Source organism: Pseudomonas sp. GW823-FHT06E10 (genome assembly GCF_058794995.1).
The window spans coordinates 19,886-46,210 of record NZ_JBXAHJ010000007.1; the positions used below are offsets into that span (position 1 = coordinate 19,886).

Annotated in this window: 38 protein-coding genes; 35 read left to right on the forward strand and 3 right to left on the reverse strand. The window is 57.2% G+C overall.

Annotation, left to right across the window (positions count from 1 at the left end; translation table 11 throughout):
* The first annotated feature begins 80 nt into the window (after window positions 1-80).
* The 29 genes from rplC (at window position 81) to bfr (ending at window position 15,694) form a co-directional block, all read left to right on the forward strand.
* Window positions 81-716, forward strand: a complete 636-nt coding sequence (rplC, locus tag AC1Q6Y_RS13145; RefSeq protein ID WP_007955641.1) for a 50S ribosomal protein L3 — start codon at window positions 81-83, stop codon at window positions 714-716.
* Between the two features lie 12 nt (window positions 717-728).
* The gene (gene rplD, locus AC1Q6Y_RS13150) at window positions 729-1,331 is read left to right on the forward strand and encodes a 50S ribosomal protein L4 (RefSeq protein ID WP_003228735.1); all 603 of its coding nucleotides are present in this window, start codon (window positions 729-731) and stop codon (window positions 1,329-1,331) included.
* Window positions 1,328-1,627 carry a 50S ribosomal protein L23 gene (gene rplW, locus AC1Q6Y_RS13155; protein ID WP_002555488.1) on the forward strand — a complete coding sequence of 100 codons (300 nt, stop codon included), beginning with the start codon at window positions 1,328-1,330 and terminating at the stop codon, window positions 1,625-1,627. The genes rplD and rplW overlap by 4 nt, the downstream gene beginning before the upstream one ends.
* A 14-nt stretch (window positions 1,628-1,641) precedes the next feature.
* Window positions 1,642-2,466 (forward strand): 50S ribosomal protein L2, encoded by an 825-nt coding sequence (gene rplB / locus AC1Q6Y_RS13160; RefSeq protein WP_008018194.1) that lies wholly within the window; start codon window positions 1,642-1,644, stop codon window positions 2,464-2,466.
* A gap of 16 nt (window positions 2,467-2,482) precedes the next feature.
* The gene (gene rpsS, locus AC1Q6Y_RS13165) at window positions 2,483-2,758 is read left to right on the forward strand and encodes a 30S ribosomal protein S19 (RefSeq protein ID WP_002555486.1); all 276 of its coding nucleotides are present in this window, start codon (window positions 2,483-2,485) and stop codon (window positions 2,756-2,758) included.
* Window positions 2,759-2,769: 11 nt separating this feature from the next.
* Window positions 2,770-3,102, forward strand: coding sequence for a 50S ribosomal protein L22 (gene rplV / locus AC1Q6Y_RS13170; protein ID WP_003103908.1), 333 nt, complete (start codon window positions 2,770-2,772; stop codon window positions 3,100-3,102).
* 13 nt (window positions 3,103-3,115) lie between these two features.
* Window positions 3,116-3,802, forward strand: coding sequence for a 30S ribosomal protein S3 (gene rpsC, locus AC1Q6Y_RS13175; protein ID WP_007970424.1), 687 nt, complete (start codon window positions 3,116-3,118; stop codon window positions 3,800-3,802).
* A gap of 12 nt (window positions 3,803-3,814) precedes the next feature.
* Window positions 3,815-4,228 (forward strand): 50S ribosomal protein L16, encoded by a 414-nt coding sequence (gene rplP / locus AC1Q6Y_RS13180; RefSeq protein ID WP_003228729.1) that lies wholly within the window; start codon window positions 3,815-3,817, stop codon window positions 4,226-4,228.
* Entirely contained in the window at window positions 4,228-4,419 is a 192-nt protein-coding gene (rpmC, locus tag AC1Q6Y_RS13185; RefSeq protein WP_002555481.1) for a 50S ribosomal protein L29, read from the forward strand. The genes rplP and rpmC overlap by 1 nt, the downstream gene beginning before the upstream one ends.
* A 2-nt stretch (window positions 4,420-4,421) precedes the next feature.
* Entirely contained in the window at window positions 4,422-4,688 is a 267-nt protein-coding gene (gene rpsQ / locus AC1Q6Y_RS13190) for a 30S ribosomal protein S17 (protein ID WP_003176419.1), read from the forward strand.
* A gap of 23 nt (window positions 4,689-4,711) precedes the next feature.
* Window positions 4,712-5,080: a 50S ribosomal protein L14 gene (rplN, locus tag AC1Q6Y_RS13195; protein WP_002555479.1), complete on the forward strand. Its 369-nt coding sequence runs from the start codon at window positions 4,712-4,714 to the stop codon at window positions 5,078-5,080.
* An 11-nt stretch (window positions 5,081-5,091) separates the two neighbouring features.
* Window positions 5,092-5,406 carry a 50S ribosomal protein L24 gene (gene rplX / locus AC1Q6Y_RS13200; protein WP_003176416.1) on the forward strand — a complete coding sequence of 105 codons (315 nt, stop codon included), beginning with the start codon at window positions 5,092-5,094 and terminating at the stop codon, window positions 5,404-5,406.
* Between the two features lie 22 nt (window positions 5,407-5,428).
* A complete protein-coding gene (gene rplE, locus AC1Q6Y_RS13205; protein ID WP_003210069.1) occupies window positions 5,429-5,968 on the forward strand; it encodes a 50S ribosomal protein L5 in 540 nt (179 codons plus the stop codon).
* Between the two features lie 13 nt (window positions 5,969-5,981).
* Window positions 5,982-6,287 (forward strand): 30S ribosomal protein S14, encoded by a 306-nt coding sequence (rpsN, locus tag AC1Q6Y_RS13210; RefSeq protein ID WP_003176414.1) that lies wholly within the window; start codon window positions 5,982-5,984, stop codon window positions 6,285-6,287.
* A gap of 209 nt (window positions 6,288-6,496) precedes the next feature.
* Window positions 6,497-6,889, forward strand: coding sequence for a 30S ribosomal protein S8 (gene rpsH, locus AC1Q6Y_RS13215; protein WP_003186040.1), 393 nt, complete (start codon window positions 6,497-6,499; stop codon window positions 6,887-6,889).
* Window positions 6,890-6,901: 12 nt separating this feature from the next.
* Complete coding sequence (rplF, locus tag AC1Q6Y_RS13220; protein ID WP_003176412.1) at window positions 6,902-7,435, forward strand: 50S ribosomal protein L6; 534 nt, start codon at window positions 6,902-6,904, stop codon at window positions 7,433-7,435.
* Between the two features lie 10 nt (window positions 7,436-7,445).
* Window positions 7,446-7,796 (forward strand): 50S ribosomal protein L18, encoded by a 351-nt coding sequence (gene rplR, locus AC1Q6Y_RS13225; RefSeq protein WP_003186037.1) that lies wholly within the window; start codon window positions 7,446-7,448, stop codon window positions 7,794-7,796.
* 3 nt (window positions 7,797-7,799) lie between these two features.
* Complete coding sequence (rpsE, locus tag AC1Q6Y_RS13230) at window positions 7,800-8,300, forward strand: 30S ribosomal protein S5 (RefSeq protein ID WP_003186035.1); 501 nt, start codon at window positions 7,800-7,802, stop codon at window positions 8,298-8,300.
* A 2-nt stretch (window positions 8,301-8,302) separates the two neighbouring features.
* Window positions 8,303-8,479: a 50S ribosomal protein L30 gene (rpmD, locus tag AC1Q6Y_RS13235; RefSeq protein ID WP_003176408.1), complete on the forward strand. Its 177-nt coding sequence runs from the start codon at window positions 8,303-8,305 to the stop codon at window positions 8,477-8,479.
* A 3-nt stretch (window positions 8,480-8,482) separates the two neighbouring features.
* Window positions 8,483-8,920: a 50S ribosomal protein L15 gene (rplO, locus tag AC1Q6Y_RS13240; RefSeq protein ID WP_003228720.1), complete on the forward strand. Its 438-nt coding sequence runs from the start codon at window positions 8,483-8,485 to the stop codon at window positions 8,918-8,920.
* On the forward strand, window positions 8,921-10,249 hold the full coding sequence (gene secY / locus AC1Q6Y_RS13245) for a preprotein translocase subunit SecY (RefSeq protein ID WP_003210064.1): 1,329 nt from the start codon (window positions 8,921-8,923) through the stop codon (window positions 10,247-10,249). It begins immediately after the preceding gene.
* Between the two features lie 24 nt (window positions 10,250-10,273).
* Entirely contained in the window at window positions 10,274-10,390 is a 117-nt protein-coding gene (gene rpmJ / locus AC1Q6Y_RS13250; protein WP_002555468.1) for a 50S ribosomal protein L36, read from the forward strand.
* 130 nt (window positions 10,391-10,520) lie between these two features.
* Window positions 10,521-10,877, forward strand: a complete 357-nt coding sequence (gene rpsM / locus AC1Q6Y_RS13255) for a 30S ribosomal protein S13 (RefSeq protein WP_009045849.1) — start codon at window positions 10,521-10,523, stop codon at window positions 10,875-10,877.
* A gap of 30 nt (window positions 10,878-10,907) precedes the next feature.
* Entirely contained in the window at window positions 10,908-11,297 is a 390-nt protein-coding gene (gene rpsK / locus AC1Q6Y_RS13260; RefSeq protein ID WP_002555466.1) for a 30S ribosomal protein S11, read from the forward strand.
* A gap of 18 nt (window positions 11,298-11,315) precedes the next feature.
* Window positions 11,316-11,936, forward strand: a complete 621-nt coding sequence (rpsD, locus tag AC1Q6Y_RS13265) for a 30S ribosomal protein S4 (protein WP_003176404.1) — start codon at window positions 11,316-11,318, stop codon at window positions 11,934-11,936.
* Between the two features lie 22 nt (window positions 11,937-11,958).
* Window positions 11,959-12,960 carry a DNA-directed RNA polymerase subunit alpha gene (locus tag AC1Q6Y_RS13270; RefSeq protein WP_007970428.1) on the forward strand — a complete coding sequence of 334 codons (1,002 nt, stop codon included), beginning with the start codon at window positions 11,959-11,961 and terminating at the stop codon, window positions 12,958-12,960.
* 42 nt (window positions 12,961-13,002) lie between these two features.
* On the forward strand, window positions 13,003-13,389 hold the full coding sequence (gene rplQ, locus AC1Q6Y_RS13275; protein ID WP_007970429.1) for a 50S ribosomal protein L17: 387 nt from the start codon (window positions 13,003-13,005) through the stop codon (window positions 13,387-13,389).
* A gap of 237 nt (window positions 13,390-13,626) precedes the next feature.
* Window positions 13,627-15,081: a catalase gene (locus AC1Q6Y_RS13280; RefSeq protein WP_150814487.1), complete on the forward strand. Its 1,455-nt coding sequence runs from the start codon at window positions 13,627-13,629 to the stop codon at window positions 15,079-15,081.
* A 148-nt stretch (window positions 15,082-15,229) separates the two neighbouring features.
* The gene (gene bfr / locus AC1Q6Y_RS13285; RefSeq protein ID WP_008053867.1) at window positions 15,230-15,694 is read left to right on the forward strand and encodes a bacterioferritin; all 465 of its coding nucleotides are present in this window, start codon (window positions 15,230-15,232) and stop codon (window positions 15,692-15,694) included.
* 64 nt (window positions 15,695-15,758) lie between these two features.
* On the opposite strand, the gene uvrA is transcribed toward bfr, so the two are convergent.
* Window positions 15,759-18,593: an excinuclease ABC subunit UvrA gene (gene uvrA / locus AC1Q6Y_RS13290; RefSeq protein ID WP_150814486.1), complete on the reverse strand. Its 2,835-nt coding sequence runs from the start codon at window positions 18,591-18,593 to the stop codon at window positions 15,759-15,761.
* A gap of 191 nt (window positions 18,594-18,784) precedes the next feature.
* Here uvrA and AC1Q6Y_RS13295 point away from each other — a divergent pair, with 191 nt between their 5' ends.
* From AC1Q6Y_RS13295 to AC1Q6Y_RS13305, 3 genes are all read left to right on the forward strand, one after another.
* Entirely contained in the window at window positions 18,785-20,182 is a 1,398-nt protein-coding gene (locus AC1Q6Y_RS13295; protein WP_492624664.1) for an MFS transporter, read from the forward strand.
* Between the two features lie 9 nt (window positions 20,183-20,191).
* Window positions 20,192-20,710 carry a single-stranded DNA-binding protein gene (locus AC1Q6Y_RS13300; RefSeq protein WP_007984430.1) on the forward strand — a complete coding sequence of 173 codons (519 nt, stop codon included), beginning with the start codon at window positions 20,192-20,194 and terminating at the stop codon, window positions 20,708-20,710.
* Window positions 20,711-20,872: 162 nt separating this feature from the next.
* Complete coding sequence (locus tag AC1Q6Y_RS13305) at window positions 20,873-21,745, forward strand: cupin domain-containing protein (RefSeq protein WP_492624665.1); 873 nt, start codon at window positions 20,873-20,875, stop codon at window positions 21,743-21,745.
* Between the two features lie 30 nt (window positions 21,746-21,775).
* On the opposite strand, the gene AC1Q6Y_RS13310 is transcribed toward AC1Q6Y_RS13305, so the two are convergent.
* Window positions 21,776-22,276: a YkgB family protein gene (locus tag AC1Q6Y_RS13310; protein WP_057713104.1), complete on the reverse strand. Its 501-nt coding sequence runs from the start codon at window positions 22,274-22,276 to the stop codon at window positions 21,776-21,778.
* Window positions 22,277-22,497: 221 nt separating this feature from the next.
* Window positions 22,498-23,058 (reverse strand): cysteine hydrolase family protein, encoded by a 561-nt coding sequence (locus tag AC1Q6Y_RS13315; protein WP_492624666.1) that lies wholly within the window; start codon window positions 23,056-23,058, stop codon window positions 22,498-22,500.
* Between the two features lie 101 nt (window positions 23,059-23,159).
* Between AC1Q6Y_RS13315 and AC1Q6Y_RS13320 the strand changes: the two genes are divergently transcribed.
* From AC1Q6Y_RS13320 to AC1Q6Y_RS13330, 3 genes are all read left to right on the forward strand, one after another.
* A complete protein-coding gene (locus tag AC1Q6Y_RS13320) occupies window positions 23,160-24,152 on the forward strand; it encodes a GlxA family transcriptional regulator (protein ID WP_154862085.1) in 993 nt (330 codons plus the stop codon).
* A gap of 300 nt (window positions 24,153-24,452) precedes the next feature.
* A complete protein-coding gene (locus AC1Q6Y_RS13325; protein WP_492624667.1) occupies window positions 24,453-25,562 on the forward strand; it encodes a DUF3182 family protein in 1,110 nt (369 codons plus the stop codon).
* On the forward strand, window positions 25,552-26,310 hold the full coding sequence (locus tag AC1Q6Y_RS13330) for an alpha/beta hydrolase family protein (RefSeq protein ID WP_057713108.1): 759 nt from the start codon (window positions 25,552-25,554) through the stop codon (window positions 26,308-26,310). The genes AC1Q6Y_RS13325 and AC1Q6Y_RS13330 overlap by 11 nt, the downstream gene beginning before the upstream one ends.
* The last annotated feature ends 15 nt before the right edge of the window (window positions 26,311-26,325 follow it).

The following is a 26,325-nucleotide window of genomic DNA, read 5'->3' on the forward strand; positions in this document are numbered from 1 at the left end:
GACTCGGTCTTAGTCGTGTAACGCTCTGAAATGGGCGGCCATAGCGGGTGAAAGCCCCGTACACTCATGAGGTTTACAACATGACTATTGGTGTAGTCGGTCGTAAAGCGGGTATGACCCGTATTTTCACCGAAGAAGGTGTCTCCATTCCGGTCACGGTCATTGAGATCGAACCGAATCGCGTCACCCAGTTCAAAACTGAAGAGACCGATGGCTATCGTGCAGTGCAAGTCACTGTCGGCGAGCGTCGTGCTTCGCGTGTAACAGCAGCTCAGGCTGGCCACTTCGCTAAAGCGAACGTTGCCGCTGGTCGTACCGTAATGGAATTCCGCCTTGAAGAAGGCGAGTACCAGGCCGGCGATCTGATCAACGCTGAAATCTTCGCCGCTGGTCAACTGGTTGATGTAACCGGTCAGTCCAAGGGTAAAGGCTTCCAGGGTACGATCAAGCGTTGGAATTTCCGCGGGCAAGATAACACCCACGGTAACTCCGTATCCCACCGCGTTCCAGGCTCTATCGGCCAGTGCCAGACTCCTGGTCGTGTATTCAAGGGCAAAAAAATGTCCGGTCATATGGGCGCTGAGCGCGTGACCGTGCAGTCCCTCGAAGTAGTGCGCGTGGACGCTGAACGCAATCTGTTGTTGGTCAAGGGCGCTGTTCCTGGCGCTACTGGCGGCAACTTGGTTGTACGTCCAGCAGCCAAGGCTCGCGGTTAAGGGGAAGCTGACATGCAATTAAATGTAAATGACGCTCAAGCGATCGAAGTTTCCGAACTGACATTTGGCGGCGAATTCAACGAGACGCTGGTTCACCAAGCAGTCGTAGCCTACATGGCTGGCGGTCGTCAGGGTTCCAAGCAGCAAAAGACCCGTTCCGACGTTCGTGGTGGCGGTAAGCGCCCATGGCGTCAGAAAGGTACTGGCCGTGCTCGTGCCGGTACTATCCGTAGCCCAATCTGGCGTGGCGGCGGTACCACTTTCGCAGCTCGTCCTCAGGATCACTCCCAGAAGCTGAACAAGAAGATGTACCGCGCAGCAATGCGTTCCATCCTTGCTGAGCTGGTGCGTACTGATCGTCTGGTCGTGGTTCAGGATTTCGCCGTTGAAACGCCGAAAACCAAAGACCTGCTGGGCAAACTGAACAACATGAGCCTGACCGACGTTCTGATCGTGTCCGACGCTGTTGATCAGAACCTGTACCTGGCTGCTCGTAACCTGCCACACGTAGATGTACGTGACGTGCAAGGTTCCGATCCAGTTAGTCTGATCGCATACGACAAGGTGTTGATCACCGTGTCGGCCGTGAAGAAATTCGAGGAGCTGCTGGGATGAACCAGGAACGCGTATTTAAAGTTCTGCTTGGCCCGCACGTTTCCGAGAAGGCTACGGTTCTGGCAGACAAGAAAGGCCAGTTCGTTTTCAAGGTTGCTACCGACGCAACCAAGCTGGAAATCAAGAAGGCCGTCGAAAGCCTGTTCAGCGTGAAAGTAGAGCGTGTTACTACCCTGAATGTTCTGGGTAAGAGCAAGCGCACTGCTCGCGGTCTGGGCAAGCGTAATGACTGGAAGAAGGCAGTTATCTCCCTTCAGCCAGGCCAAGATCTCGATTTCAGCAGCAGTGCTGAGTAAGGAAGGGGTGCATCATGGCAATCGTTAAATGCAAACCGACTTCCCCTGGCCGCCGTTTTGTGGTCAAGGTGGTCAACCAGGAGCTGCATAAAGGCGCTCCTCACGCACCGCTGCTCGAGAAGAAATCGAAGACTGGTGGTCGTAACAACAATGGCCGTATTACCACTCGTCACATCGGTGGTGGTCATAAGCAGCATTACCGTATGGTCGATTTCCGTCGCAACGACAAAGATGGCATCGTCGCCACTGTCGAGCGTATCGAATACGATCCAAACCGTACTGCTCACATCGCACTGCTCTGCTACGCAGACGGCGAGCGCCGCTACATCATCGCCCCTAAAGGCGTGAGTGCTGGCGACACGCTGATCGCAGGCGCTCTGGCTCCAATCAAGCCAGGTAACGCTCTGCAACTGCGCAACATTCCAGTCGGTTCTACCGTACACGGCATCGAACTGAAGCCAGGTAAAGGCGCACAGATCGCTCGTTCCGCTGGTGCTTCGGCTCAGCTGATCGCTCGTGAAGGCGTGTACGTTACCCTGCGTCTGCGTTCCGGTGAAATGCGTAAAGTCCTGGCTGAATGCCGTGCGACCCTGGGCGAAGTCTCGAACTCCGAGCACAGCCTGCGTTCGCTGGGTAAAGCTGGTGCCAAACGCTGGCGTGGCGTTCGCCCAACCGTTCGTGGTGTTGCCATGAACCCGGTTGACCACCCACATGGTGGTGGTGAAGGTCGTACCTCTGGTGGTCGTCATCCGGTATCGCCATGGGGCTTCCCGACTAAGGGCGCGAAGACTCGTGGTAATAAGCGTACCGACAAAATGATCGTCCGTCGTCGCAAGTAAATAGAGGGATACGACAGTGCCACGTTCTCTGAAAAAAGGTCCTTTTATCGATCTTCACCTACTGAAGAAGATCGAAGTGGCGGCGGAAAAGAACGATCGCAAACCGGTGAAAACCTGGTCGCGTCGTTCGATGATCCTGCCACAAATGGTCGGTCTGACCATCGCAGTACACAACGGTCGTCAGCACGTCCCAGTTCTCGTGAACGAAGACATGGTCGGCCACAAACTGGGCGAGTTCGCCGGTACCCGCACTTATCGCGGGCACGTGGCAGACAAGAAAGCCAAGCGTTAAGGGGTTAGGAAATGGAAGTAGCCGCTAAGTTGTCGGGCGCTCGAATCTCCGCCCAGAAAGCCCGCTTGGTCGCCGACCAGATCCGCGGGAAGAAGGTGGGCGAAGCGCTCAACCTGTTGGCTTTCAGCAGTAAGAAAGCCGCCGAGATCATGAAGAAAGTGCTGGAGTCGGCCGTAGCCAACGCCGAGCATAACGAAGGCGCAGACGTTGATGACCTGAAGGTCAGCACTGTTTTCGTCAACGAAGGGCGTTCGCTGAAGCGCATCATGCCACGTGCCAAAGGCCGTGCTGATCGCATCGTCAAGCGGTCTTGCCATATCACTGTCAAGGTTGCTGACAAGTAACGGAGTCGAAGAGATGGGTCAGAAAGTACATCCCATTGGCATTCGCCTGGGAATCGTCAAGGAGCACACCTCCGTCTGGTACGCAGACGGTCGGACTTATGCGGACTATTTGCTCGCAGATCTGAATGTGCGTGAGTACCTCCAAGACAAACTAAAAAGCGCGTCCGTAAGCCGTATCGATATCCATCGTCCGGCCCAAACTGCACGCATCACCATCCACACCGCTCGTCCAGGTATCGTTATCGGGAAGAAAGGTGAAGATGTTGAGAAACTGCGTCAGGACCTGACCAAGCAAATGGGTGTGCCTGTGCACATCAATATCGAAGAGATCCGCAAGCCGGAGCTCGACGGTATGCTGGTTGCGCAGAGCGTAGCTCAGCAGCTGGAGCGTCGCGTAATGTTCCGTCGCGCTATGAAGCGCGCAGTACAGAACGCCATGCGCATTGGTGCCAAAGGCATCAAAATCCAAGTGAGCGGTCGTCTCGGCGGTGCTGAAATCGCACGTACTGAATGGTATCGCGAAGGTCGTGTGCCATTGCACACCCTGCGTGCCGACATCGACTATGCCAACTACGAAGCTCACACCACTTACGGTGTGATCGGTGTAAAGGTTTGGATCTTCAAAGGCGAAGTAATTGGTGGTCGCCAAGAAGAACTGAAACCACAAGCACCAGCGCCTCGTAAAAAAGCTGCTAAGTAAGGGGTACGCCAAATGTTGCAACCAAAGCGTACGAAGTTCCGCAAGCAGATGACTGGTCACAACCGTGGCCTGGCATTGCGCGGTAGCAAAGTCAGCTTCGGCGAGTTCGCGCTGAAGTCTGTTGCTCGTGGTCGTCTCACCGCTCGTCAGATCGAGTCAGCGCGTCGTGCTCTGACCCGTCACGTAAAACGTGGCGGCAAGATCTGGATCCGTGTATTCCCGGACAAGCCGATCTCCAAAAAACCTCTCGAGGTTCGGATGGGTAAAGGTAAGGGTAACGTGGAATACTGGGTTGCCCAGATTCAGCCAGGCAAAGTCCTGTATGAAATCGAGGGTGTTTCTGAAGAGCTGGCGCGTGAGGCTTTCGCCCTGGCTGCTGCAAAGCTGCCGCTCGCCACCTCCTTTGTTAAACGGACGGTGATGTGATGAAAGCGAATGAACTTCGTGAAAAATCCGCACAGCAGCTGAACGAGCAACTGCTCGGCCTGCTGCGCGACCAGTTCAATCTGCGTATGCAGAAAGCAACTGGCCAGTTGGGGCAGTCTCATCTGCTCTCGCAAGTTAAGCGTGACATCGCTCGCGTGAAGACTGTGCTCAACCAGCAGGCAGGTAAGTAATCATGGCTGAAGCCGAAAAAACTGTCCGTACGCTGACTGGCCGTGTTGTCAGCGACAAGATGGACAAAACCATCACCGTTCTGATCGAGCGTCGCGTTAAGCACCCGATCTACGGTAAATACGTTAAGCGTTCGACTAAGCTGCACGCGCACGACGAAACCAATCAGTGCCACATCGGCGACAAAGTCACTATTCGTGAAACTCGTCCTTTGGCCAAGACCAAGTCTTGGGCGCTGGTTGATGTTCTCGAACGCGCTGTGGAAGTCTAAGGACTAGGGGTCGGAGAAATTATATGATTCAGACTCAATCCATGCTCGATGTGGCCGATAACAGCGGCGCTCGCCGCGTTATGTGCATCAAGGTGCTGGGTGGCTCCCATCGTCGTTACGCTGGTATCGGTGACATCATCAAAGTTACCGTCAAGGAAGCAATTCCTCGCGGTAAAGTGAAAAAAGGCCAAGTGATGACTGCTGTTGTAGTCCGCACTCGTCACGGCGTACGTCGTGCTGATGGCTCCATTATCCGCTTTGATGGCAACGCTGCTGTTCTTCTGAACAACAAGCAAGAGCCGATCGGCACCCGTATCTTTGGGCCAGTGACCCGTGAACTTCGTACTGAGAAGTTCATGAAGATCGTCTCGCTCGCCCCAGAAGTGCTGTAAGGAGATCCGACATGCAAAAGATTCGTCGTGACGACGAGATCATCGTGATCGCCGGCAAAGACAAAGGTAAGCGCGGTAAGGTGCTTAAGGTTCTCGCTAACAACCGTCTGGTTATTGGTGGTCTGAACCTGGTCAAGCGTCATACCAAGCCTAACCCTATGTCGGGCGTGCAGGGCGGTATCGTCGAAAAAGAAGCTCCACTGGATGCTTCTAACGTCGCCATTTTCAACGGCGAAACCAACAAGGCTGACCGCGTTGGTTTCAAAGTAGAAGACGGCAAGAAAATTCGTGTCTTCAAGTCGACCCAAAAAGCGGTTGATGCTTGAACACTGCTAGGTAGATGAGACCATGGCACGACTAAAAGAGATTTACCGGAAGGAAATTGCTCCGAAACTTAAGGAAGAACTTAAGCTTTCGAACGTGATGGAAGTTCCGCGCGTTACCAAAATCACCCTGAACATGGGTCTGGGCGAAGCGATCGGCGACAAAAAAGTCATCGAGCACGCTGTTGCTGACCTGGAAAAGATCACCGGCCAGAAAGTCGTTGTGACCTACGCTCGCAAATCCATCGCTGGCTTTAAAGTCCGTGAAGGTTGGCCGATCGGCGTCAAAGTGACCCTGCGCCGTGAGCGTATGTACGAGTTCCTGGATCGTCTGCTGTCGATCTCCCTGCCTCGGGTTCGCGACTTCCGCGGCCTGAATGCCAAGTCCTTCGATGGTCGTGGCAACTACAGCATGGGCGTGAAAGAGCAGATCATCTTCCCGGAAATCGACTACGACAAGATCGATGCTCTCCGCGGTCTGGACATCACCCTGACCACCACTGCCAAGAACGATGATGAAGGCCGCGCTCTGCTGCGTGCGTTCAAATTCCCGTTCCGCAACTGATTGGAGTAGGACCATGGCCAAGATGAGCATGAAAAACCGCGAGCTGAAGCGTCAGCTCACGGTTGCCAAGTACGCCAAGAAGCGTGCAGCACTGAAAGCTATCATCGTTGATCTGAACGCAAGTCCAGAAGCGCGTTGGGAAGCTACAGTAGCCCTGCAGAAGCAGCCACGTGACGCAAGCGCTTCGCGCATGCGTAACCGCTGCCGCCTGACCGGTCGTCCACACGGCGTTTACCGCAAGTTCGGCCTCGGCCGTAACAAGCTGCGTGAAGCTGCCATGCGTGGTGACGTACCGGGTCTGGTTAAAGCCAGCTGGTAAGTACTGTCAAAGTCTCGGTGTCCAGGATCGCAAGATCCTGACCACCGGTGGCCTTGAATCTGGATCAAGCCCCTTTTGGGGCTTGATTCATTTCCGGGGTGTGTCTAGAATACCCGGCTCGCCTGAGCCCGTGTTTTTCATGCTCGGAGATTCTCGGCGACACGTAATAGCCGCAAGGCTAATTTTTTTGTATTAGGAGCGTCTAGCCCATGAGTATGCAGGACCCGTTAGCGGACATGCTAACTCGTATCCGTAATGCCCAGATGGCTGAAAAGTCCGTCGTAAGCATGCCATCTTCCACGTTGAAGGTAGCTGTTGCCAAAGTCCTGAAGGACGAAGGTTACATTGCGGGTTATCAGATCAGCAGCGAAATCAAACCACTGCTGTCCATCGAGCTGAAGTACTTCGAAGGCCGTCCGGTTATCGAAGAAGTGAAGCGCGTTAGCCGTCCAGGCCTGCGTCAGTACAAGTCCGTCGATGATCTGCCAAAAGTTCGTGGCGGTCTCGGTGTGTCTATCGTCTCCACCAACAAGGGTGTGATGACTGATCGTGCTGCGCGCGCTGCCGGTGTCGGCGGCGAAGTTCTTTGCACTGTGTTCTAAGGGGGGATAAGCATGTCTCGCGTCGCTAAGAACCCCGTTAAGCTGCCAGCCGGTGTCGAAGTAAAATTCGCAGGCCAACAGCTTTCGGTGAAGGGTGCCAAGGGCACTCTCGAACTGAACATCCACTCGTCCGTTGAGATCGTTGAAGAAGCTGGTGAGCTGCGTTTCGCTGCTCGCAATGGCGATCAACAGACTCGCGCGATGGCTGGTACCACTCGTGCGTTGGTAAACAACATGGTCCAGGGCGTAAGCCAAGGCTTCGAGCGCAAGCTCCAGCTGGTCGGTGTTGGTTACAAAGCGCAAGCAAAAGGCACAGTGCTGAACCTGGCTCTTGGCTTCTCGCACCCAGTGGATTACGAACTGCCGGAAGGCATCACCGCTGAGACTCCTAGCCAGACCGATATCCTGATCAAGGGCATCGACAAGCAGCTGGTAGGTCAAGTGGCCGCCGAGATCCGCGACTTCCGTCCACCAGAGCCGTACAAAGGCAAAGGTGTGCGCTACGCGGACGAAGTCGTCCGTCGTAAAGAAGCCAAGAAGAAGTAGGGCATAGCAAATGACCGACAAAAAAGTTACTCGACTGCGTCGCGCTCGCAAAGCACGCCTGAAAATGCACGAACTCGAAGTCGTGCGTCTCTGCGTGTTCCGCTCTTCGCAGCACATCTACGCCCAGGTCATTTCGGCCGACGGCAACAAAGTCCTGGCAAGCGCCTCGACTTTGGATAAAGAACTGCGTGATGGTGCCACCGGCAACATCGACGCGGCCACTAAGGTTGGCCAGCTGGTCGCTACGCGTGCTAAGGCCGCTGGCGTCTCGCAAGTGGCTTTCGACCGCTCTGGCTTCAAGTACCACGGCCGCGTTAAAGCGCTGGCTGATGCTGCTCGTGAAGCTGGGCTGGAGTTCTAAGTTATGTCAAATAACGACCAAAAGCGCGACGAAGGCTACATCGAGAAGCTGGTTCAAGTTAACCGCGTAGCCAAAACCGTTAAAGGCGGCCGTATCTTCACCTTCACCGCGTTGACCGTGGTTGGTGATGGTAAGGGCCGTGTTGGCTTCGGCCGTGGCAAGTCGCGTGAAGTGCCTGCTGCGATCCAGAAGGCAATGGAAGCTGCTCGCCGCAACATGATCCAGGTTGATCTGAACGGCACCACTCTGCAGTACGCAATGAAGTCCGCTCACGGCGCTTCGAAGGTGTACATGCAGCCTGCTTCTGAAGGTACCGGTATCATCGCTGGCGGCGCTATGCGTGCTGTCCTCGAAGTTGCTGGCGTTCAGAACGTTCTGGCCAAGTGCTACGGCTCGACTAACCCTGTAAACGTGGTTCACGCCACTTTCAAGGGTTTGAAAGCAATGCAGTCTCCTGAATCCATTGCCGCCAAGCGTGGCAAAAGCGTCAAGGAGATCTTCTGATCATGGCTACCGTAAAAGTAACGCTGATCAAAAGCATGACCGGCCGCATCCCTAACCACAAACTGTGCGTTAAGGGTCTGGGTCTGCGTCGCATCGGTCACACTGTAGAAGTCCAGGATACTCCCGAGAATCGCGGGATGATCAACAAGGCTTACTACATGCTGCGTGTCGAGGGTTAATCGATGAAACTCAATGATCTGAGTCCAGCGCCGGGTTCCCGTCGCGAAAAGCATCGTCCGGGCCGTGGTATCGGTAGCGGTTTGGGTAAGACTGGTGGCCGTGGTCACAAAGGTCAGACCTCCCGCTCCGGTGGCACCATTGCTCCAGGCTTTGAAGGCGGTCAACAGCCGCTGCATCGTCGCCTGCCGAAGTTCGGTTTCGTTTCCCTGAAAGCCATGGATCGCGCAGAAGTGCGTTTGTCCGAGCTGGCTAAAGTGGAAGGCGACATCGTCACCGTGCAGTCCCTGAAAGATGCCAACGTGATCAATGTCAACGTACAGCGTGTGAAAATCATGCTGTCCGGTGAAGTGACTCGCGCTGTCACTATCGGCAAGGGAATCGGCGCCACCAAGGGTGCGCGTGCGGCTATCGAAGCAGCTGGCGGCAAGTTCGAGGAATAAATGGCTAAGCAAGGTGCTCTCTCTGCGCTCGGCAAAGGCGGTATGTCTGAACTCTGGGCTCGTCTGCGTTTTCTGTTCCTGGCGATTATCGTCTACCGAATAGGCGCACACATCCCGGTTCCAGGTATCAACCCGGACCGACTCGCGGACCTGTTTCGACAGAATGAGGGGACCATTCTTAGCTTGTTCAACATGTTTTCCGGCGGCGCGCTGGAGCGGATGAGCATCTTTGCACTGGGGATCATGCCGTACATCTCGGCATCGATCATCATGCAACTGATGACCGCCGTCAGCCCGCAGCTGGAGCAGTTGAAGAAGGAAGGTGAAGCTGGCCGTCGCAAGATCAGCCAGTACACCCGCTACGGCACTGTCATCCTCGCCCTTGTTCAGGCTATCGGCATGTCCGTTGGCTTGGCGGGGCAGGGTGTTGCGTTCACTGGTGACTTTGGCTTCCATTTCGTCGCGGTATCCACGTTTGTGGCTGGTGCGATGTTCATGATGTGGCTGGGTGAGCAGATTACTGAGCGTGGTGTTGGCAACGGTATCTCGATGTTGATTTTCGCAGGTATCGTCGCCGGTCTTCCGAGAGCGATCGGGCAGTCTTTCGAGTCTGCACGTCAGGGTGATATCAACATCTTCGCCCTGGTTGCCATCGGTTTGCTGGCAGTAGCGATTATCGGTTTCGTGGTGTTCATTGAGCGTGGTCAGCGTCGTATTGCTGTTCACTACGCCAAGCGTCAGCAGGGCCGCAAGGTCTTCGCTGCGCAGACCAGCCACTTGCCGCTGAAGGTGAACATGGCCGGTGTTATTCCGGCTATTTTCGCGAGCAGCATTTTGCTGTTCCCGGCTTCGTTGGGTGCCTGGTTCGGTCAGTCTGAAGGTATGGGCTGGTTGCAGGACATCTCGCAGTCGATCGCTCCTGGTCAGCCGTTGAATATTCTGCTGTTTAGTGCAGGGATTATTTTCTTCTGCTTCTTCTATACGGCGTTGATGTTCAATCCGAAAGACGTAGCGGAAAACCTGAAGAAGTCCGGTGCCTTTATTCCGGGCATCCGTCCAGGTGAGCAGTCTGCGCGCTACATTGATGGCGTTCTGACTCGCTTGACCATGTTCGGTGCTCTTTACATGACGGCCGTCTGCCTGTTGCCCCAGTTCCTGGTGGTTGCAGCCAACGTACCGTTCTACCTTGGCGGGACCTCGTTGCTGATCGTCGTCGTGGTTGTGATGGACTTCATGTCCCAAGTACAATCGCACCTCGTTTCGCACCAGTACGAATCCCTGATGAAGAAAGCCAACCTGAAGGGTTACGGCAGCGGCATGCTGCGCTGACCCATAAGGTTCGAGGAGTTGGTGATGAAAGTTCGTGCATCGGTGAAAAAGCTGTGCCGTAACTGCAAGATTATTCGCCGCGAAGGTGTTGTTCGAGTAATTTGCAGCGCGGAACCGCGTCACAAACAGCGCCAAGGCTGAGTGTGATTGTGCTTCAAGCCCGGCAGCTAGTGCGCTGCCGGGTTGATTATTTGTTATTACAGCGATATTATCTCGCGCCCTATTTCTTGGCTTCCGGGGCGTAGGTAGCTGTCAATTGGAGTCCCACTGAATGGCCCGTATTGCAGGCGTTAACATTCCAGATAACAAGCATACTGTTATCTCGCTGACCTACATCTATGGTGTTGGTCGCACTACTGCACAGAAAATTTGTGCAGAGACTGGGGTAAACCCAGCAGCAAAGATCAAAGATCTGAGCGACGAGCAAATTGAACAGCTGCGTGGCGAAGTGGCGAAGTTCACCACTGAAGGTGACCTGCGTCGCGAAATCAACATGAAAATCAAGCGCTTGATGGACCTCGGTTGCTATCGCGGTCTGCGTCATCGTCGCGGTCTTCCAGTACGCGGTCAGCGTACCAAGACCAACGCGCGTACCCGTAAAGGTCCGCGTAAGCCGATCCGCAAGTAATCGCCCCAGCGAATCGACAGGAATTTAATCATGGCAAAACCTGCTGCTCGTCCTCGTAAAAAAGTTAAAAAGACAGTGGTTGATGGCATCGCCCACATCCATGCATCTTTTAACAACACCATCGTGACCATCACCGACCGTCAAGGTAACGCTCTTTCCTGGGCTACCTCCGGTGGTTCGGGTTTCCGCGGTTCCCGCAAGTCCACCCCGTTTGCTGCTCAAGTAGCTGCTGAACGTGCTGGTCAAGCTGCGCTGGAATACGGCCTGAAAAACCTCGACGTCAACGTCAAAGGTCCAGGTCCAGGTCGTGAATCCGCAGTCCGCGCTTTGAACGGCTGTGGCTACAAGATCGCCAGCATCACCGACGTGACGCCAATCCCGCACAACGGGTGCCGTCCGCCGAAGAAGCGCCGCGTGTAATCCAGGAGATTGTAAAGAATGGCTCGTTACATTGGTCCAAAATGCAAACTCGCTCGTCGCGAAGGCACCGATCTCTTCCTGAAGAGCGGCGTGCGCGCGATCGAATCGAAGTGCAACATTGAAGCAGCACCTGGTATCCACGGCCAACGCCGCGGTCGCCAGTCCGACTACGGCACCCAACTGCGTGAAAAGCAGAAGGTCCGTCGTATCTACGGCGTTCTCGAGCGTCAATTCAGCGGCTACTACAAAGAAGCTGCTGGCAAGAAAGGTGCAACCGGTGAAAACCTGCTGCAACTGCTCGAATGCCGTCTGGACAACGTTGTATACCGTATGGGCTTTGGTTCGACTCGTGCCGAATCCCGTCAGCTGGTATCGCACAAGTCGATCAGCGTAAACGGTCAGACCGTTAACGTTCCGTCCTACCAGGTTCGTGCTGGTGACGTGGTCGCTGTTCGCGAAAAAGCAAAAAATCAACTTCGCATTGTCCAAGCTCTCGATCTGTGTGCCCAACGTGGCCGCGTAGAATGGGTAGAAGTAGACACTGAGAAGAAGTCGGGCGTTTTCAAGAACGTTCCAGCTCGCAGTGATCTGTCCGCCGACATCAACGAAAGCCTGATTGTCGAGCTCTACTCCAAGTAAGGGCTAGAAAATAGGTGCATCCATGCAGATTTCGGTAAATGAGTTCCTGACACCCCGCCACATTGATGTGCAGGTTGTCAGTCCAACCCGCGCCAAGATCACTCTCGAGCCTCTCGAGCGTGGCTTTGGCCATACCCTGGGCAACGCGCTGCGCCGCATCCTGTTGTCCTCAATGCCCGGCTGTGCAGTAGTCGAGGCCGAGATTGACGGTGTGCTCCACGAGTACAGCGCCATCGAAGGTGTACAGGAAGACGTAATTGAAATCCTGTTGAACCTTAAAGGTCTGGCTATCAAGCTGCACGGTCGTGACGAAGTTACGCTGACCTTGTCGAAGAAGGGTTCGGGGGTGGTTACCGCTGCCGATATTCAGCTGGATCATGATGTCGAGATCGTTAATCCCGATCACGTAATCGCTAACCTGGCGTCTAACGGCGCCCTGAACATGAAGCTCGTAGTAGCTCGTGGTCGTGGTTATGAACCGGCAGACTCGCGTCAGAGCGATGAAGACGAAAGCCGCAGCATCGGTCGCTTGCAGCTTGACTCTTCGTTCAGCCCGGTTCGCCGTATCGCATACGTGGTGGAAAACGCCCGTGTCGAGCAGCGTACTAACCTGGACAAGCTGGTTATTGATCTGGAAACCAACGGCACTCTGGATCCTGAAGAGGCAATTCGCCGCGCTGCAACCATCCTGCAACAGCAGTTGGCTGCGTTCGTCGACCTCAAGGGTGACAGTGAGCCAGTGGTTGTCGAGCAGGAAGACGAGATCGATCCGATCCTGCTTCGCCCGGTTGACGATCTGGAACTGACTGTACGTTCGGCTAACTGCCTTAAGGCGGAAAACATCTACTACATCGGTGACCTGATTCAGCGTACCGAAGTAGAGCTGTTGAAGACTCCGAACCTGGGCAAGAAATCCTTGACTGAAATCAAGGACGTTCTGGCCTCCCGCGGTCTGTCCCTCGGCATGCGCCTCGACAACTGGCCGCCTGCAAGTCTTAAGAAGGACGACAAGGCGACTGCCTGATCGTCGTAATCACCGAACGTAGTGTTTGGTAAGGAATGAACCATGCGTCATCGTAAAAGTGGTCGTCACCTGAGCCGCACCAGCTCGCACCGCAAGGCCATGTTCCAAAACATGGCGGTGTCGCTGTTCGAGCACGAGCTGATCAAAACTACTCTGCCAAAAGCTAAAGAACTGCGCCGCGTTGCCGAGCCGCTGATCACTTTGGCCAAGACAGATAGCGTTGCTAACCGCCGTCTGGCTTTCGACCGTACTCGTTCGAAAGCTATCGTTGGTAAGCTCTTCAACGACCTGGGCAAGCGTTACGCTACCCGTGAGGGTGGCTACCTGCGCATCCTCAAGTGCGGTTTCCGCGCTGGCGACAACGCGCCTATGGCGTACGTCGAGTTGGTTGATCGTGCTACTGCTGGCGAAGCTGTATCTGCCGAGTAAGACGTCAGTCTGAAACAAAGAACCGGGCCTAGTGCCCGGTTTTTTGTGTCTGTAAGAAACGCGCCCTCTGTACAAGCGTCTCCCGCGTCCACGTCGTCATTATGTGATGGGGATGGTCATTAGTTTTTCTCTATCGATGTCTGCAAGTTAATGAATTTGTAGCTGTCATATTGATGATCAATACTCCCTCTCAGCCGATAGCCGGCAGTTCAAGACCGACAGAGGAAGGAAGATCGCATGAGCCAAAACAAAACGCTTACCACCGCCAGTGGCGCTCCTGTTGCCGATAACCAGAATTCCCGTTCCGCCGGCCCTCGTGGCCCGCTGCTGCTCGACGACTTTCACCTGATCGAGAAGCTTGCCCACTTCAACCGTGAAAACATCCCTGAGCGCCGTGTACACGCCAAAGGCTCGGGTGCCTACGGTACGTTCACCGTGACCCGTGATATCACTCAATACACCAGCGCGAAGCTGTTTGAGACAGTCGGCAAGCAAACTCCGACTTTCCTGCGTTTTTCCACCGTGGGCGGTGAGCGGGGTTCGGCTGATACCGAGCGTGATCCGCGCGGGTTCGCCTTGAAGTTTTATACCGAGGAAGGCAACTGGGACATCGTCGGCAACAACACCCCCGTGTTCTTCATTCGCGATCCACTGAAGTTCCCGGACTTTATCCACACCCAGAAGCGTTTGCCGCAAAGCAACCTGAAGAGTGCCCAGGCGATGTGGGACTTCTGGTCGCATTCGCCCGAGGCGCTGCACCAGGTCACCATCCTGTTCTCCGACCGAGGTATCCCTGATGGATACCGTCACATGCATGGCTTCGGCAGCCACACTTACAGCCTCATCAACGCTCAAGGTGAGCGTCACTGGGTGAAGTGGCACTACAAGACCAGGCAGGGGATCAAGAACCTTGCTCCAGCGGAGGCTGCGCGCCTGGCGGGCACTGATCCGGATTACGCCCAGCGCGACCTGTTCAATGCCATCGAGCAGGGTGATTTCCCGAAATGGCGCGTATGCATCCAGATCATGAGCGAAGCTCAGGCAGCGGCGCACTATGAGAACCCCTTTGATGTCACCAAGACCTGGTCGCAGAAAGAGTTTCCACTGATTGAGGTCGGAGAGCTGGAGCTCAATCGCAATCCGCTGAACTACTTTGCTGAAGTCGAGCAAGCGGCATTCGGTCCCAGCAACATGGTCCCAGGTGTTGGCTTATCGCCTGACCGCATGCTGCAAGGTCGAGTATTCGCTTACGCGGATGCTCACCGCTACCGTGTTGGCACCAATCACCAGCAATTGCCGGTTAATGCGCCTCGCAGTCCGGTGAACAGCTACCAGCGTGATGGTTCGATGGCGTTTGGCAGTAACGGCGGTGCGGCACCAAACTACGAGCCGAACAGCTACGTTGAGTCGCCGAAGCAAGCGCCTCGCTATGCGGAGCCGCCATTGGCACTGAGCGGTGCGGCTGATCGCTACGATCACCGCGAGGATACCGACTACTACAGTCACGCCGGCGCGTTGTTCCGCTTGATGACTGGGGAGCAGCAATCATTGCTGGTTAGCAACATTGCCGGTGCGATGGCGGGTGTATCGAGTGATGTGGTTGATCGCCAGTTGCAGCATTTCTACAAGGCTGACCCGGCGTATGGAGAAGCAATCGCAAAGCTGCTCAACGTACAGCTTAACGAAGTCTAAATGAGAAGCAGAACCGCCCTTGTTTGGGCGGTTTTTGCGTTATTTCAGCCGGTTTTCTCAGAATATCTTCGCTTTTATTGCGTCTTGCGAGTGACGATAAGGGCATGTTGGTTCAAACTACAACTTTAAAGCAGGGAGATGTAGGGCGATGCAAGGCCACCCAGATGTGATCGATTACCTCAACACGTTGCTGACCGGCGAACTGGCCGCGCGTGATCAATATTTCGTCCACTCGCGGATGTATGAGGACTGGGGTTTCACCAAGCTCTACGAACGAATCAACCACGAGATGGAAGAGGAAGCAGGGCACGCTGACGCCCTGATGCGCCGGATTCTGATGCTCGAGGGCACGCCGCGCATGCGTCCGGACGATCTCGACGTCGGCACCACGGTGACAGAGATGCTCGAAGCGGATTTGCGCCTGGAATACAAAGTACGGGCTGCGTTGTGCAAGGGCATCAAGCTCTGCGAACAACACAAGGACTACGTCAGCCGCGAAATGCTGCGGGTTCAATTGCATGACACCGAAGAAGATCACACCTACTGGCTCGAGAAGCAGTTGGGTCTGATCAAGTTGATCGGGCTAGAGAACTACCTGCAATCCCACACCTGATTGCTGCGAATAAAAAAAGCCCCTGTAACTGATGAAGTGACAGGGGCTTTTTCATGGGGGGCGGTCAAGCCCGATCGCGCTCCAGCAGCGGCTTGAGGTAATAACCGGTATGGGATTGCTTCATCTCTGACACTTCTTCCGGGGTGCCGACGGCAATGATCTGCCCGCCCTTGGAACCACCCTCCGGCCCCAGGTCCACCAGCCAGTCAGCGGTCTTGATCACGTCCAGGTTGTGTTCGATCACCACCACGGTGTTGCCGTGGTCGCGCAGGCGATGCAACACGTCCAGCAGTTGTTGGATATCCGCGAAGTGCAGACCGGTGGTGGGTTCGTCGAGGATGTACAGGGTCTTGCCGGTATCGCGCTTGGACAGCTCGCGGGACAGTTTCACCCGTTGGGCTTCACCGCCGGACAGCGTGGTCGCCGATTGCCCCAGCTTGATGTACGACAGGCCGACGTCCATCAATGTTTGCAGCTTGCGCGCCAGGGCCGGTACGGCATCGAAGAACACCCGTGCTTCCTCGATCGTCATCTCGAGGGTTTCGTGGATGCTCTTGCCCTTGTACTTGATCTCAAGGGTCTCGCGGTTGTATCGCTTGCTCTTGCACACGTCGCAGGGCACGTAGATGTCCGGCAGGAAGTGCATCTCGACCTTGATCAGGCCGTCGCCCTGACAAGCCTCGCAGCGGCCACCCTTGACGTTGAAGGAGAAGCGCCCCGGACCATAGCCCCGGGAGCGGGACTCCGGTACGCCGGCGAACAACTCGCGGATTGGCGTGAACAAACCGGTGTAGGTCGCCGGGTTGGAGCGCGGTGTACGGCCGATCGGGCTCTGGTCGATGTCAACGACCTTGTCCAGGTGCTCCAGGCCCTTGATGCTGTCGTGGGCGGACGCTTCGAGGGTAGTGGCGCCATTCAGCGCCGTGGCGCTCAAAGGGAACAGGGTGTTGTTGATCAGCGTCGACTTGCCGGAGCCGGACACGCCGGTCACACAGGTCAGCAGGCCGATCGGAATCTCCAGGTCGACATTGCGCAGGTTGTTGCCGCGCGCGCCCTTGAGCGACAGCGTCAGCTTCTTGTTGCGCGGTGTACGTTTGGCCGGGACTTCGATCTTCACCCGGCCCGACAGGTATTTACCCGTCAGCGAGTCCGGGTGAGCCATGACCTCGGCCGGTGTGCCTTCGGCGACGATATGCCCGCCGTGCACGCCAGCGCCCGGGCCGATGTCCACCACGTAGTCGGCCAGGCGGATCGCGTCTTCGTCGTGCTCGACCACGATCACCGTATTACCGATATCGCGCAGGTGCTTGAGGGTGCCCAGCAACCGGTCGTTATCGCGCTGATGCAGGCCGATGGAGGGTTCGTCGAGGATGTACAGGACGCCCACCAGGCCGGCGCCAATCTGGCTCGCCAGACGAATACGCTGGGCCTCGCCACCGGACAAGGTGTCCGCGCTGCGATCCAGCGACAGGTAGTCAAGGCCGACGTTGACCAGGAACTGCAGGCGCTCGCGGATTTCCTTGAGGATCTTGTCGGCAATTTCGCCACGTCGTCCGGTGAGCTTGAGCCCGCCAAAATAATCGGACGCATCGCCGATCGGCAGGTTGGTCACTGCCGGCAGGGTTTTCTCGCCGACCCACACATGCCGCGCTTCACGCCGCAGGCGAGTGCCGCGGCAATCCGGGCACGACTGGGTGCTGAGGAACTTGGCCAGTTCTTCGCGCACCGATGCCGATTCCGTTTCGCGGTAACGGCGTTCCAGGTTCGGCACGATGCCTTCGAACGGGTGCGAGCGTTTGACGATATCGCCACGGTCGTTCAGGTATTTGAAGTCGACGTTTTGCGAACCGCTGCCGTGCAGGATGAATTTCTGCTGATCGGCCGGCAATTCGTTGAACGGAACTTCCAGACTGAACTTGTAGTGCGAGGCCAGCGAGCCGAGCATCTGGAAGTAATAGACGTTACGCCTGTCCCAGCCACGAATCGCCCCTTCGGCCAGGGTCAGTTCGCCATTGACCAGGCGCTTGATGTCGAAGAACTGCTTCACCCCCAGACCATCGCAGGTCGGGCAAGCGCCAGCCGGGTTGTTGAAGGAGAACAGCTTGGGTTCCAGTTCGCTGATCGCGTGGCCGCAGATCGGGCAGGCGAAGCGTGCGGAGAAGATCATCTCTTCACCCGGCTCGTCGTCCATCGGCGCCACCAGGGCGATGCCGTCCGCCAGTTTCAGCGCGGTCTCGAAGGATTCGGCCAGGCGTTGTTGCAGGTCGGCGCGAACCTTGAAGCGGTCGACCACGACATCGATGGTATGTTTTTTCTGCTTGTCGAGCTTGGGAGCTTCGTCCAGCTCATAGAGCTTTCCATTGATTCTGGCGCGGACAAAACCCTGCGCGCGCAGCTCTTCGAAAACCGACAGGTGCTCGCCTTTGCGCTCGCGGATGACCGGCGCCAACAGCATCAGCTTGCTGCCCTCCGGTTCGGCGAGGACCAGGTCGACCATCTGGCTGACGGTCTGCGCTTCAAGCGGGATGTCGTGATCCGGGCAACGGGGAATACCCACACGTGCATAAAGCAGGCGCAGGTAGTCGTAGATTTCGGTGATAGTGCCGACCGTCGAGCGCGGGTTGTGCGAGGTCGACTTCTGTTCGATGGAGATCGCCGGCGACAGGCCTTCGATAGTGTCGACGTCGGGCTTTTCCATCATCGACAGGAACTGCCGGGCGTAGGCCGATAGCGATTCGACGTAGCGGCGCTGACCTTCGGCGTACAGGGTATCGAAAGCCAGGGACGACTTGCCGGAGCCGGACAGGCCGGTGATGACGATCAGCTTGTCCCGTGGCAGGGTCAGGTCGATGTTCTTCAGGTTGTGGGTTCGAGCCCCACGAATCAGGATCTTGTCCAAGGTGGCCTCGCTCGGCGGGCGTCGAAAACGTAGGAGTATACGGCCAAATACTGGATGGATGCACACTATCGAATGCTGCTATTGCTGCCTTGCATGAAAGCTCTGTCATCTACACGCGTCAAAGCGTCGCGATATACCCTGCCAATCGATGGGACTGGTAGAATCGCCGCCGGTTCACATGAGGTTTTTCCATGCACGATCCCCACAGCGAGCGCATGAGCGGCAGCGAGACCCGCGCGGCAAGCGGTCTGGCCCTGGTGTTCGCCTTCCGTATGCTTGGCATGTTCATGGTGTTGCCGGTTTTGGCGACCTATGGGATGGACCTGGCCGGAGCCACGCCGGCCCTGATCGGTCTGGCGATTGGCGCTTATGGCCTGACCCAGGCGATTTTCCAGATTCCATTCGGTTTCATTTCCGATCGCATCGGCCGCCGCCCGGTGATTTACCTGGGCCTGATCGTGTTTGCCCTCGGCAGCGTGCTGGCGGCCAATGCCGATTCGATCTGGGGCGTGATCGCCGGGCGAATCCTGCAAGGTGCCGGGGCGATTTCAGCCGCGGTCATGGCCTTGTTGTCAGACCTGACCCGGGAGCAGCATCGGACCAAAGCCATGGCCATGATCGGCATGACCATCGGTCTGTCGTTCGCCGTCGCCATGGTGGTCGGCCCGTTGCTGACCCGCGCTTTTGGTCTGTCCGGGTTGTTCCTTGCCACGGGCGGCATGGCGCTGCTCGGCATTGTGATCGTCATGTTCATGGTGCCGCGCTCTACCGGGACATTGCAGCATCGCGAGTCCGGTGTTGCGCGCCAGGCATTGATGCCGACGCTCAAGCACCCGGACCTGCTACGGCTGGACCTGGGTATTTTTGTGTTGCACGCGATGTTGATGTCCAGCTTCGTCGCCTTGCCGCTGGCGCTGGTCGAGAAAGCCGGGCTGCCCAAAGAGCAGCACTGGTGGGTGTACCTGACCGCGTTGCTGATTTCTTTCTTCGCCATGATCCCGTTCATTATCTACGGCGAGAAGAAACGCAAAATGAAACGAGTTTTACTCGGCGCCGTCGTGACGCTGATGTTCACTGAGCTATTCTTCTGGCAGTTCGGCGATAGCTTGCGGGCTCTGGTGATCGGTACGGTGGTGTTCTTCACCGCGTTCAATCTGCTGGAAGCTTCGTTGCCATCGCTGATCAGCAAGGTTTCACCGGCCGGCGGCAAGGGCACGGCGATGGGGGTTTATTCCACCAGCCAGTTCCTCGGGTCGGCATTGGGCGGCATTCTTGGCGGTTGGCTGTTCCAGCATGGCGGTCTGTCGGTTGTGTTCCTCGGATGCGCCGGTCTGGCTGCCCTCTGGCTGGCCTTTGCTGTTACCATGCGCGAACCTCCCTACGTCACGAGCCTGCGCTTGCCGTTGTCGCCCGAGGCGATCCGCGAAGCGGGTCTGGTCGAGCGCCTGAAGGCGGTCGTAGGGGTAACAGATGCAGTCATCGTCGCGGAAGAGGCGGCGATTTACATCAAACTGGACACCGAACTATTGGATCGCACCACCCTTGAGCGCCTGGTGAACAACCCGGCCGGGGCAGCGTGCGTAGCCTAGGAGAACGTTATGGCCCGTGGGGTTAACAAAGTCATATTGGTCGGCACTTGCGGCCAGGATCCCGAAGTTCGCTACTTGCCTAACGGTAACGCCGTGACCAACCTGAGTCTGGCGACCAGCGAACAGTGGACCGACAAGCAAACCGGTCAGAAAGTTGAAAAGACCGAATGGCACCGTGTGTCGATGTTCGGCAAGGTTGCAGAAATCGCTGGCGAATACCTGCGTAAAGGTTCTCAGGTCTACATCGAAGGCAAGCTGCAGACCCGCGAGTGGGAAAAAGACGGTATCAAGCGTTACACCACCGAAATCGTGGTCGACATGCAAGGCACCATGCAACTGCTGGGCGGCCGTCCACAGGGCGACCAGCAAGGCCAGGGCGGTGGTAACAACTACCAGCAGTCCGCGCCACGCCAGCAGGCTCCACGTCCACAGCAGTCGGCGCCGCAACAGTCGCGCCCGGCTCCACAGCAGGCCGCTCCTCAGCCGGCTCCGGATTTCGACAGCTTTGATGACGATATCCCGTTCTGATTCTTTCACCAAAGAATAGAGCCTGAAAAAGCCCGGCCTCCCTATGGATGCCGGGCTTTTTGCATTTTTACCAGGGCATTCCTCGCCGGGATCGAGGATCGTCCAGCCGTCAGCGCGCAGTGATACTCTGCTATGGGTCCAGACCCTGTGCAGAGTTGCCCTATGGATCGCCTGTCTACGTTGTTGTCACAGTTCGGCGTGCGCGCGAACCTGTTCTACAGCGGCATGCTTTGCGGCGTGGCGTCCTACGATGGCGCCGACCAGCGCGGTCATATTCACTTGTTGCAGGCCGGCTCTGTCACTTTGAAAGGCCCAGGGAGGAGTGAGTTGTTGATCACTCGCCCCAGCCTGATTTTCCTGCCGCGCCCCAGTCGACATCAGCTCATCGCCAGTGAGACTGAAGGTGCTCAGCTGTTATGTGCGTCGATGCTGTTCGATGGCGGCGCCAGCAATCCGATATCTGCTTCGCTCCCCGATCTTCTGGTGTTGCCCCTGGGTGAGCTGCCGTTGCTGGCCGACACCCTGAGATGGCTGTTCGGTGAAGCTGGCGCCGGGCATTGCGGCAGGGAGGCCGTGCTTGATCGTTTGTTCGAACTGTTGATCATCCTGCTGTTCCGGCATTTGCTCGACCACCATCAGTTGAGCACCGGCATGATGGCCGGGTTGGCCGATGTGCGGCTGTCGCGCTCGCTGATACAGATGCACAACCAACCTCAGCGGGCCTGGTCAGTGGCCGAGTTGGCAAATGAATCGAACATGTCCCGCGCCGCTTTTGCGGTGCATTTCCGCGCGGTCCTGGGGCAAACACCGTTGGATTATCTTCTGAGCTGGCGGATCAGTCTGGCGCAGAAGCGCCTGCGGGAGGGGCGGCCGATTACGCTGATCGCCGATGAGGTGGGCTATGAAAGTCCGTCGGCTCTTGCCCGTGCGTTTCGCCGCAAGACCGGCTGCAGTCCACGGGACTGGATGAAATCCCTGGCCCTTGAGGGCCGCGTACTGGCGGGTGATGGCGATGACCTGAATGCATCGAGCTGATTCAGGCCATCGGCGGGTGAAGTTGTCAGCTCAAGGGGTTTCCAGTCGGGTCAGCGAATGGCCCGCCACGAACAGGGAGGCGGCAAGCAAGCCGATGTCCTTGAGCAGGAACTGGCCTGGCGCGACCGAAATGGCCGGGAAACCAAGGCCGGGCTCAATCACGCCGGGGGTCGAGAACATAAAGCTCAAGGTGGTGAAAAACAGCCCGGCCGACAAGGCGCCCCCGATCAAGGAAAGCTTTGGCGACAGCAGGCGACCCGCAATCAGTACACCGATGGAGATCTCCAGAACGCCAAGCAAACTGGAAAACAGATCGACACTGAAAATGTTATAGACCCATCCCAGGAAGGGACTGTTGCTCACCAGCGGCACCAGCCCCTCTGCTTCATAGTGGGTGAATTTCATTCCCCCGAACCAGAAGTAGATAACGGCGAGGGCGAAGTAAATGCCGTAGGTCCCTAGCGCCATGGTGGTGAGTCCGAGGGATGTTTTTTTCGACAGGCTGTCAGTGCTGATATTCATGCTGTTCATTGTTCAGGCTTCCAGTGAGTTATCCAGAAAGTGGCATGGGTGAAAGCAACATCCCCCGCGTATGCGTTGGGAGTGGAGTGATTGTTGGCTTCGGCATGACTTTCCAGGATTCTGGCGGTATTGCGTTTGATGCAGATCGTCCAGACTCACCGGCAATAAAAAGCCCATGGCAGGTGAGGCCATGGGCTTTTTCATTTTCGCTGTCTTGTCCTGAATAAGGTTTACACCTTCCGGCTTCTTGTCAGGTACTCGTTGGTCGAGACCACGCTGGCATAGGCAAACGCCAGAGCCGCCATGAACGCCGCATGAACTTGCGCCGCCGGAACCGTCACGCCATTGAACTCCAGGTCACGGGTGGCGCAGGCGTCGTGGATCACGGTGACCGTATAGCCAAAATCCGCCGCCGCCCGGGTGATGCCGTCGACGCACATGTGGCTCATGCTGCCCACGACCACCAGTTCCTTGATGCCTTGTTCGTCGAGGACCGATTTCAGTTCGGTTTCGCGGAACGAGTTGACGAAGTGTTTGAGCACCACCGGTTCGTCGGCACGGTTGAGCACTTTCGGGTGCAACTTCGCGCCCTCGGAGTTCGGGGTGAAAAACGGCGCATCTTCAGAGGTGAATTCGTGGCGAATGTGCACCACTGAATCCCCAGCGTCGCGGAAGGCCTTGATCAGGCGGACGGCGTTGTCGGCGGCGGCGTCGGCACCGACCAGCGGCCACTTGCCTTGGGGGAAGTAGTCGTTCTGGATATCGACTAGGATGAGCGCTTGCTTGGCCATGACTGTTTCCTCGAAGTGTGTATTGGTGTGGAATGAAGTATTGGCTCTGGCAGGCGATCCGAGGATTGGCCGCACCGACAATAGAAGGGGGAAAACTGACAATGGACGCAGAAAGGGCAATCGCCGAACTCGGTGTACTGATCTATCCCGGCGCGCAGATGGCGGCGGTGCATGGTTTGACGGATTTGTTCGGGGTGGCCAACCGGATCGCCGCCGAACATCAGTCTGCGCAGTTGCCGCTGTTGCGGGTCAGCCATTGGCAGGTCGAGGGTGATCAGGCGCCGGTTCGGGTCTTCGACAGCCATCCTGGCCCGGAGCGCGCCCTGGTGGCCGTGTTGATTCCGCCGTCGATCGGCGGCTTTTCCGAGGGCCAGGCGCCACAGGGATTGATTCGCTGGTTGCGTGAGCAACATGCCAGCGGCGCGACACTGGGCGGGGTTTGCGTGGGCTCTATCCTGTTGGCCGAAAGCGGTCTGCTCGACGGTCGTAGCGCCACCACTCACTGGACCTCGGCCAAAGCTTTCGCCGAACGTTATCCGGCGATCCGGCTCAAGGCTGATACGCCTATCGTCGATGACGGCGACCTGATCACCACCGCCGGGCTGATGGCCTGGTCGGAACTGGGTCTGCGCCTGGTCAACCGGTTGCTGGGGCCGAGCATCGCCACCAACACCGCGCGTTTTCTGGTGGTGGAACACAGCGATAGCGCCAGTGAGTGCGGCAGCAACTTTGCGCCGATCCTCAGTCATGGCGATGCGACGATCCTCAAGGTGCAACACTGGCTGCAAAGCACCGGAGCGACCGATGTGTCGCTGGCGGCGATGGCCGAAAAGGCAGGGCTGGAAGAACGCACCTTCCTGCGACGCTTTCGCGCGGCCACCGGGCTCAAACCCACCGAATACTGCCAGCACCTGCGAGTTGGCAAGGCCCGGGAAATGCTTGAGTTCACCAACGGCACCATCGACCACATCGCCTGGACCGTGGGTTATCAGGACCCCGGGGCGTTTCGCGCAACGTTCAGGAAAATCACCGGGTTGGCGCCGAGTGATTATCGGACACGTTTTGGGGTGAACTCTGGATCGGTCGCACGGTAGTCGCATCACCTCGATTCCCTGTGGGAGCGAGCTTGCTCGCGATAGCTGTGTGTCTGCTACATAAATGTTGAATGTCATTCCCTCATCGCGAGCAAGCTCGCTCCCACAGGGTCGGGCGTGTGGGCTGGAATCGTGCAAAATGCCGGAGTATCAAAGGGCGTCGTGCAGAATAAAACAGGCCACATGCCATCGCTCCCTGCGCAACGGGCTGATTTAAAACCCCTTTTCCCTCAACGGGCCTTGGCCTGATCTCTGCACCCCTTCAGCTACATTCATCAAACGTCGATTGAAGGGGGATGCATGACCCCGGCAAACCGCAGGAAACTGGTGGTCGCCCATTCGGTGCTCGCCGACGCGCCAGTGCATGAAGTTGAAACCAACCGCGCACTGGCCCGCTGGCTGGCGCAGATACTGGGGCTCAAGTACGGCGGCAGCTACGACCCGCAACTGCATGCAGGGCGAGACCTCTACCTGTTGCCGACCCAGACTCTTGTGGGCGCTGCGGCTGCCCGGCGACTGGGGGTCAAGGGGCCGGAGGATTTGTGGGGCGGTTATGTCGATCACGACTTCATCTGCACCAAAGCCATCAGTCACGGATTGCTCAACCACCATGCCCATGCGCCGCGAGGCTGGGCTCCGTTGTTTTCCGAGCGGGTGCGCAGCGTGGTGCTCGACGGTCTCAGCGTGTTCTCCCTGAAGGATGCGCGCCCGGCGGCGGAGCATTTGTTGTACACCGGGCCGATCCGCCTGAAACCGATTCATGCCTGTGCCGGACGTGGTCAGGAAGTGATCAAAAGCCTCGACGAGTTCGATGAGCTGCTTGCCCAGCCCGAGGCCGAGGCGATGTTCACCGAAGGCGTGGTGCTCGAACAGGACCTGGACCAGGTGATCACCCACAGCGTCGGCCAGAGTTTTATCGGCGCAAAGGTACTCAGTTACTGCGGTGATCAATACTTGACCGAGGACGCTCAGGGTGAACAGGTTTATGGCGGGTCCAACCTGCTGGTGGTGCCAGGCGGCTATGACGAATTGTTGAAGCTGGATCTGCCGGAAGACGTGCAACTGGCGATCCGCCAGGCACAGGTGTTCGACAGCGCGGCGGATGAAGCCTACCCAGGTTTCTATGCCTCACGGCGCAACTACGACATCGCCCAGGGCATCGGCAGCGATGGCCGGCCACGCAGCGGTGTGCTCGAACAGTCCTGGCGCATGGGCGGAGCCAGCAGCGCCGAGGTCGCGGCCTTGCAGAATTTCGTCAACGATCCGGGGATGGGCGCGATTCGTGTGTCTTCGGTGGAAACCTACATCGACCAGCCGCTGCCGGCGGACGCCATCGAGGTGTACCGCGGGCCGGCGCAGGCCAGTGACTTTCTCCTCAAGTACGTGACGGTTAAACCCTATGACGGCTAGAAGCGAATCCATTCAGATCGACATCGACGACGAACAGATGAGCGGGACCTTCCTGAGTCCCAAATCGAAAGTCCCCGGCGTGCTCTTTGTGCACGGTTGGGGCGGCAGCCAGGAGCGGGATCTGGAACGCGCCAAAGGTATCGCCGGGTTGGGGTGCGTGTGCCTGACCTTTGACCTGCGCGGGCACACCGGTGGCACCGGCATTCCATTGTCCCGGGTGACCCGGGAAGACAATTTGCGCGACCTGCTGGCGGCCTATGACCGCTTGCTCGCGCACCCGGCCCTCGATACCTCGGCGATTGCCGTGGTCGGCACCAGTTATGGGGGGTATCTGGCCTCGATTCTGACCTCGCTGAGGCCCGTGCGCTGGCTGGCGCTGCGGGTGCCGGCGCTGTATCGCGACGAGCAATGGCACGCGCCGAAACGCGACCTGGACAAGCTGGATCTGCGTGATTACCGAAGCACTCTGGTGCGTGCCGACAGCAATCGTGCCTTGCACGCCTGCTCGCAATTCACCGGGGATGTCCTGTTGGTGCAGTCCGAGACCGACGACTACGTGCCCCATTCGACGATCATGAGTTACCGCGCGGCGTGTCAGCAGACTCACTCGCTGACCCATCGCATTATCGATGGCGCCGACCATGCGCTGAGCGACCCGGTTTCGCAGCAGGCCTACACCTCGATCCTTGTCGGCTGGATTACCGAGATGGTGGTGGGGGAGCGTTTGAGCATTATTCAATCATCCTGATATTGGGGTGTTCTT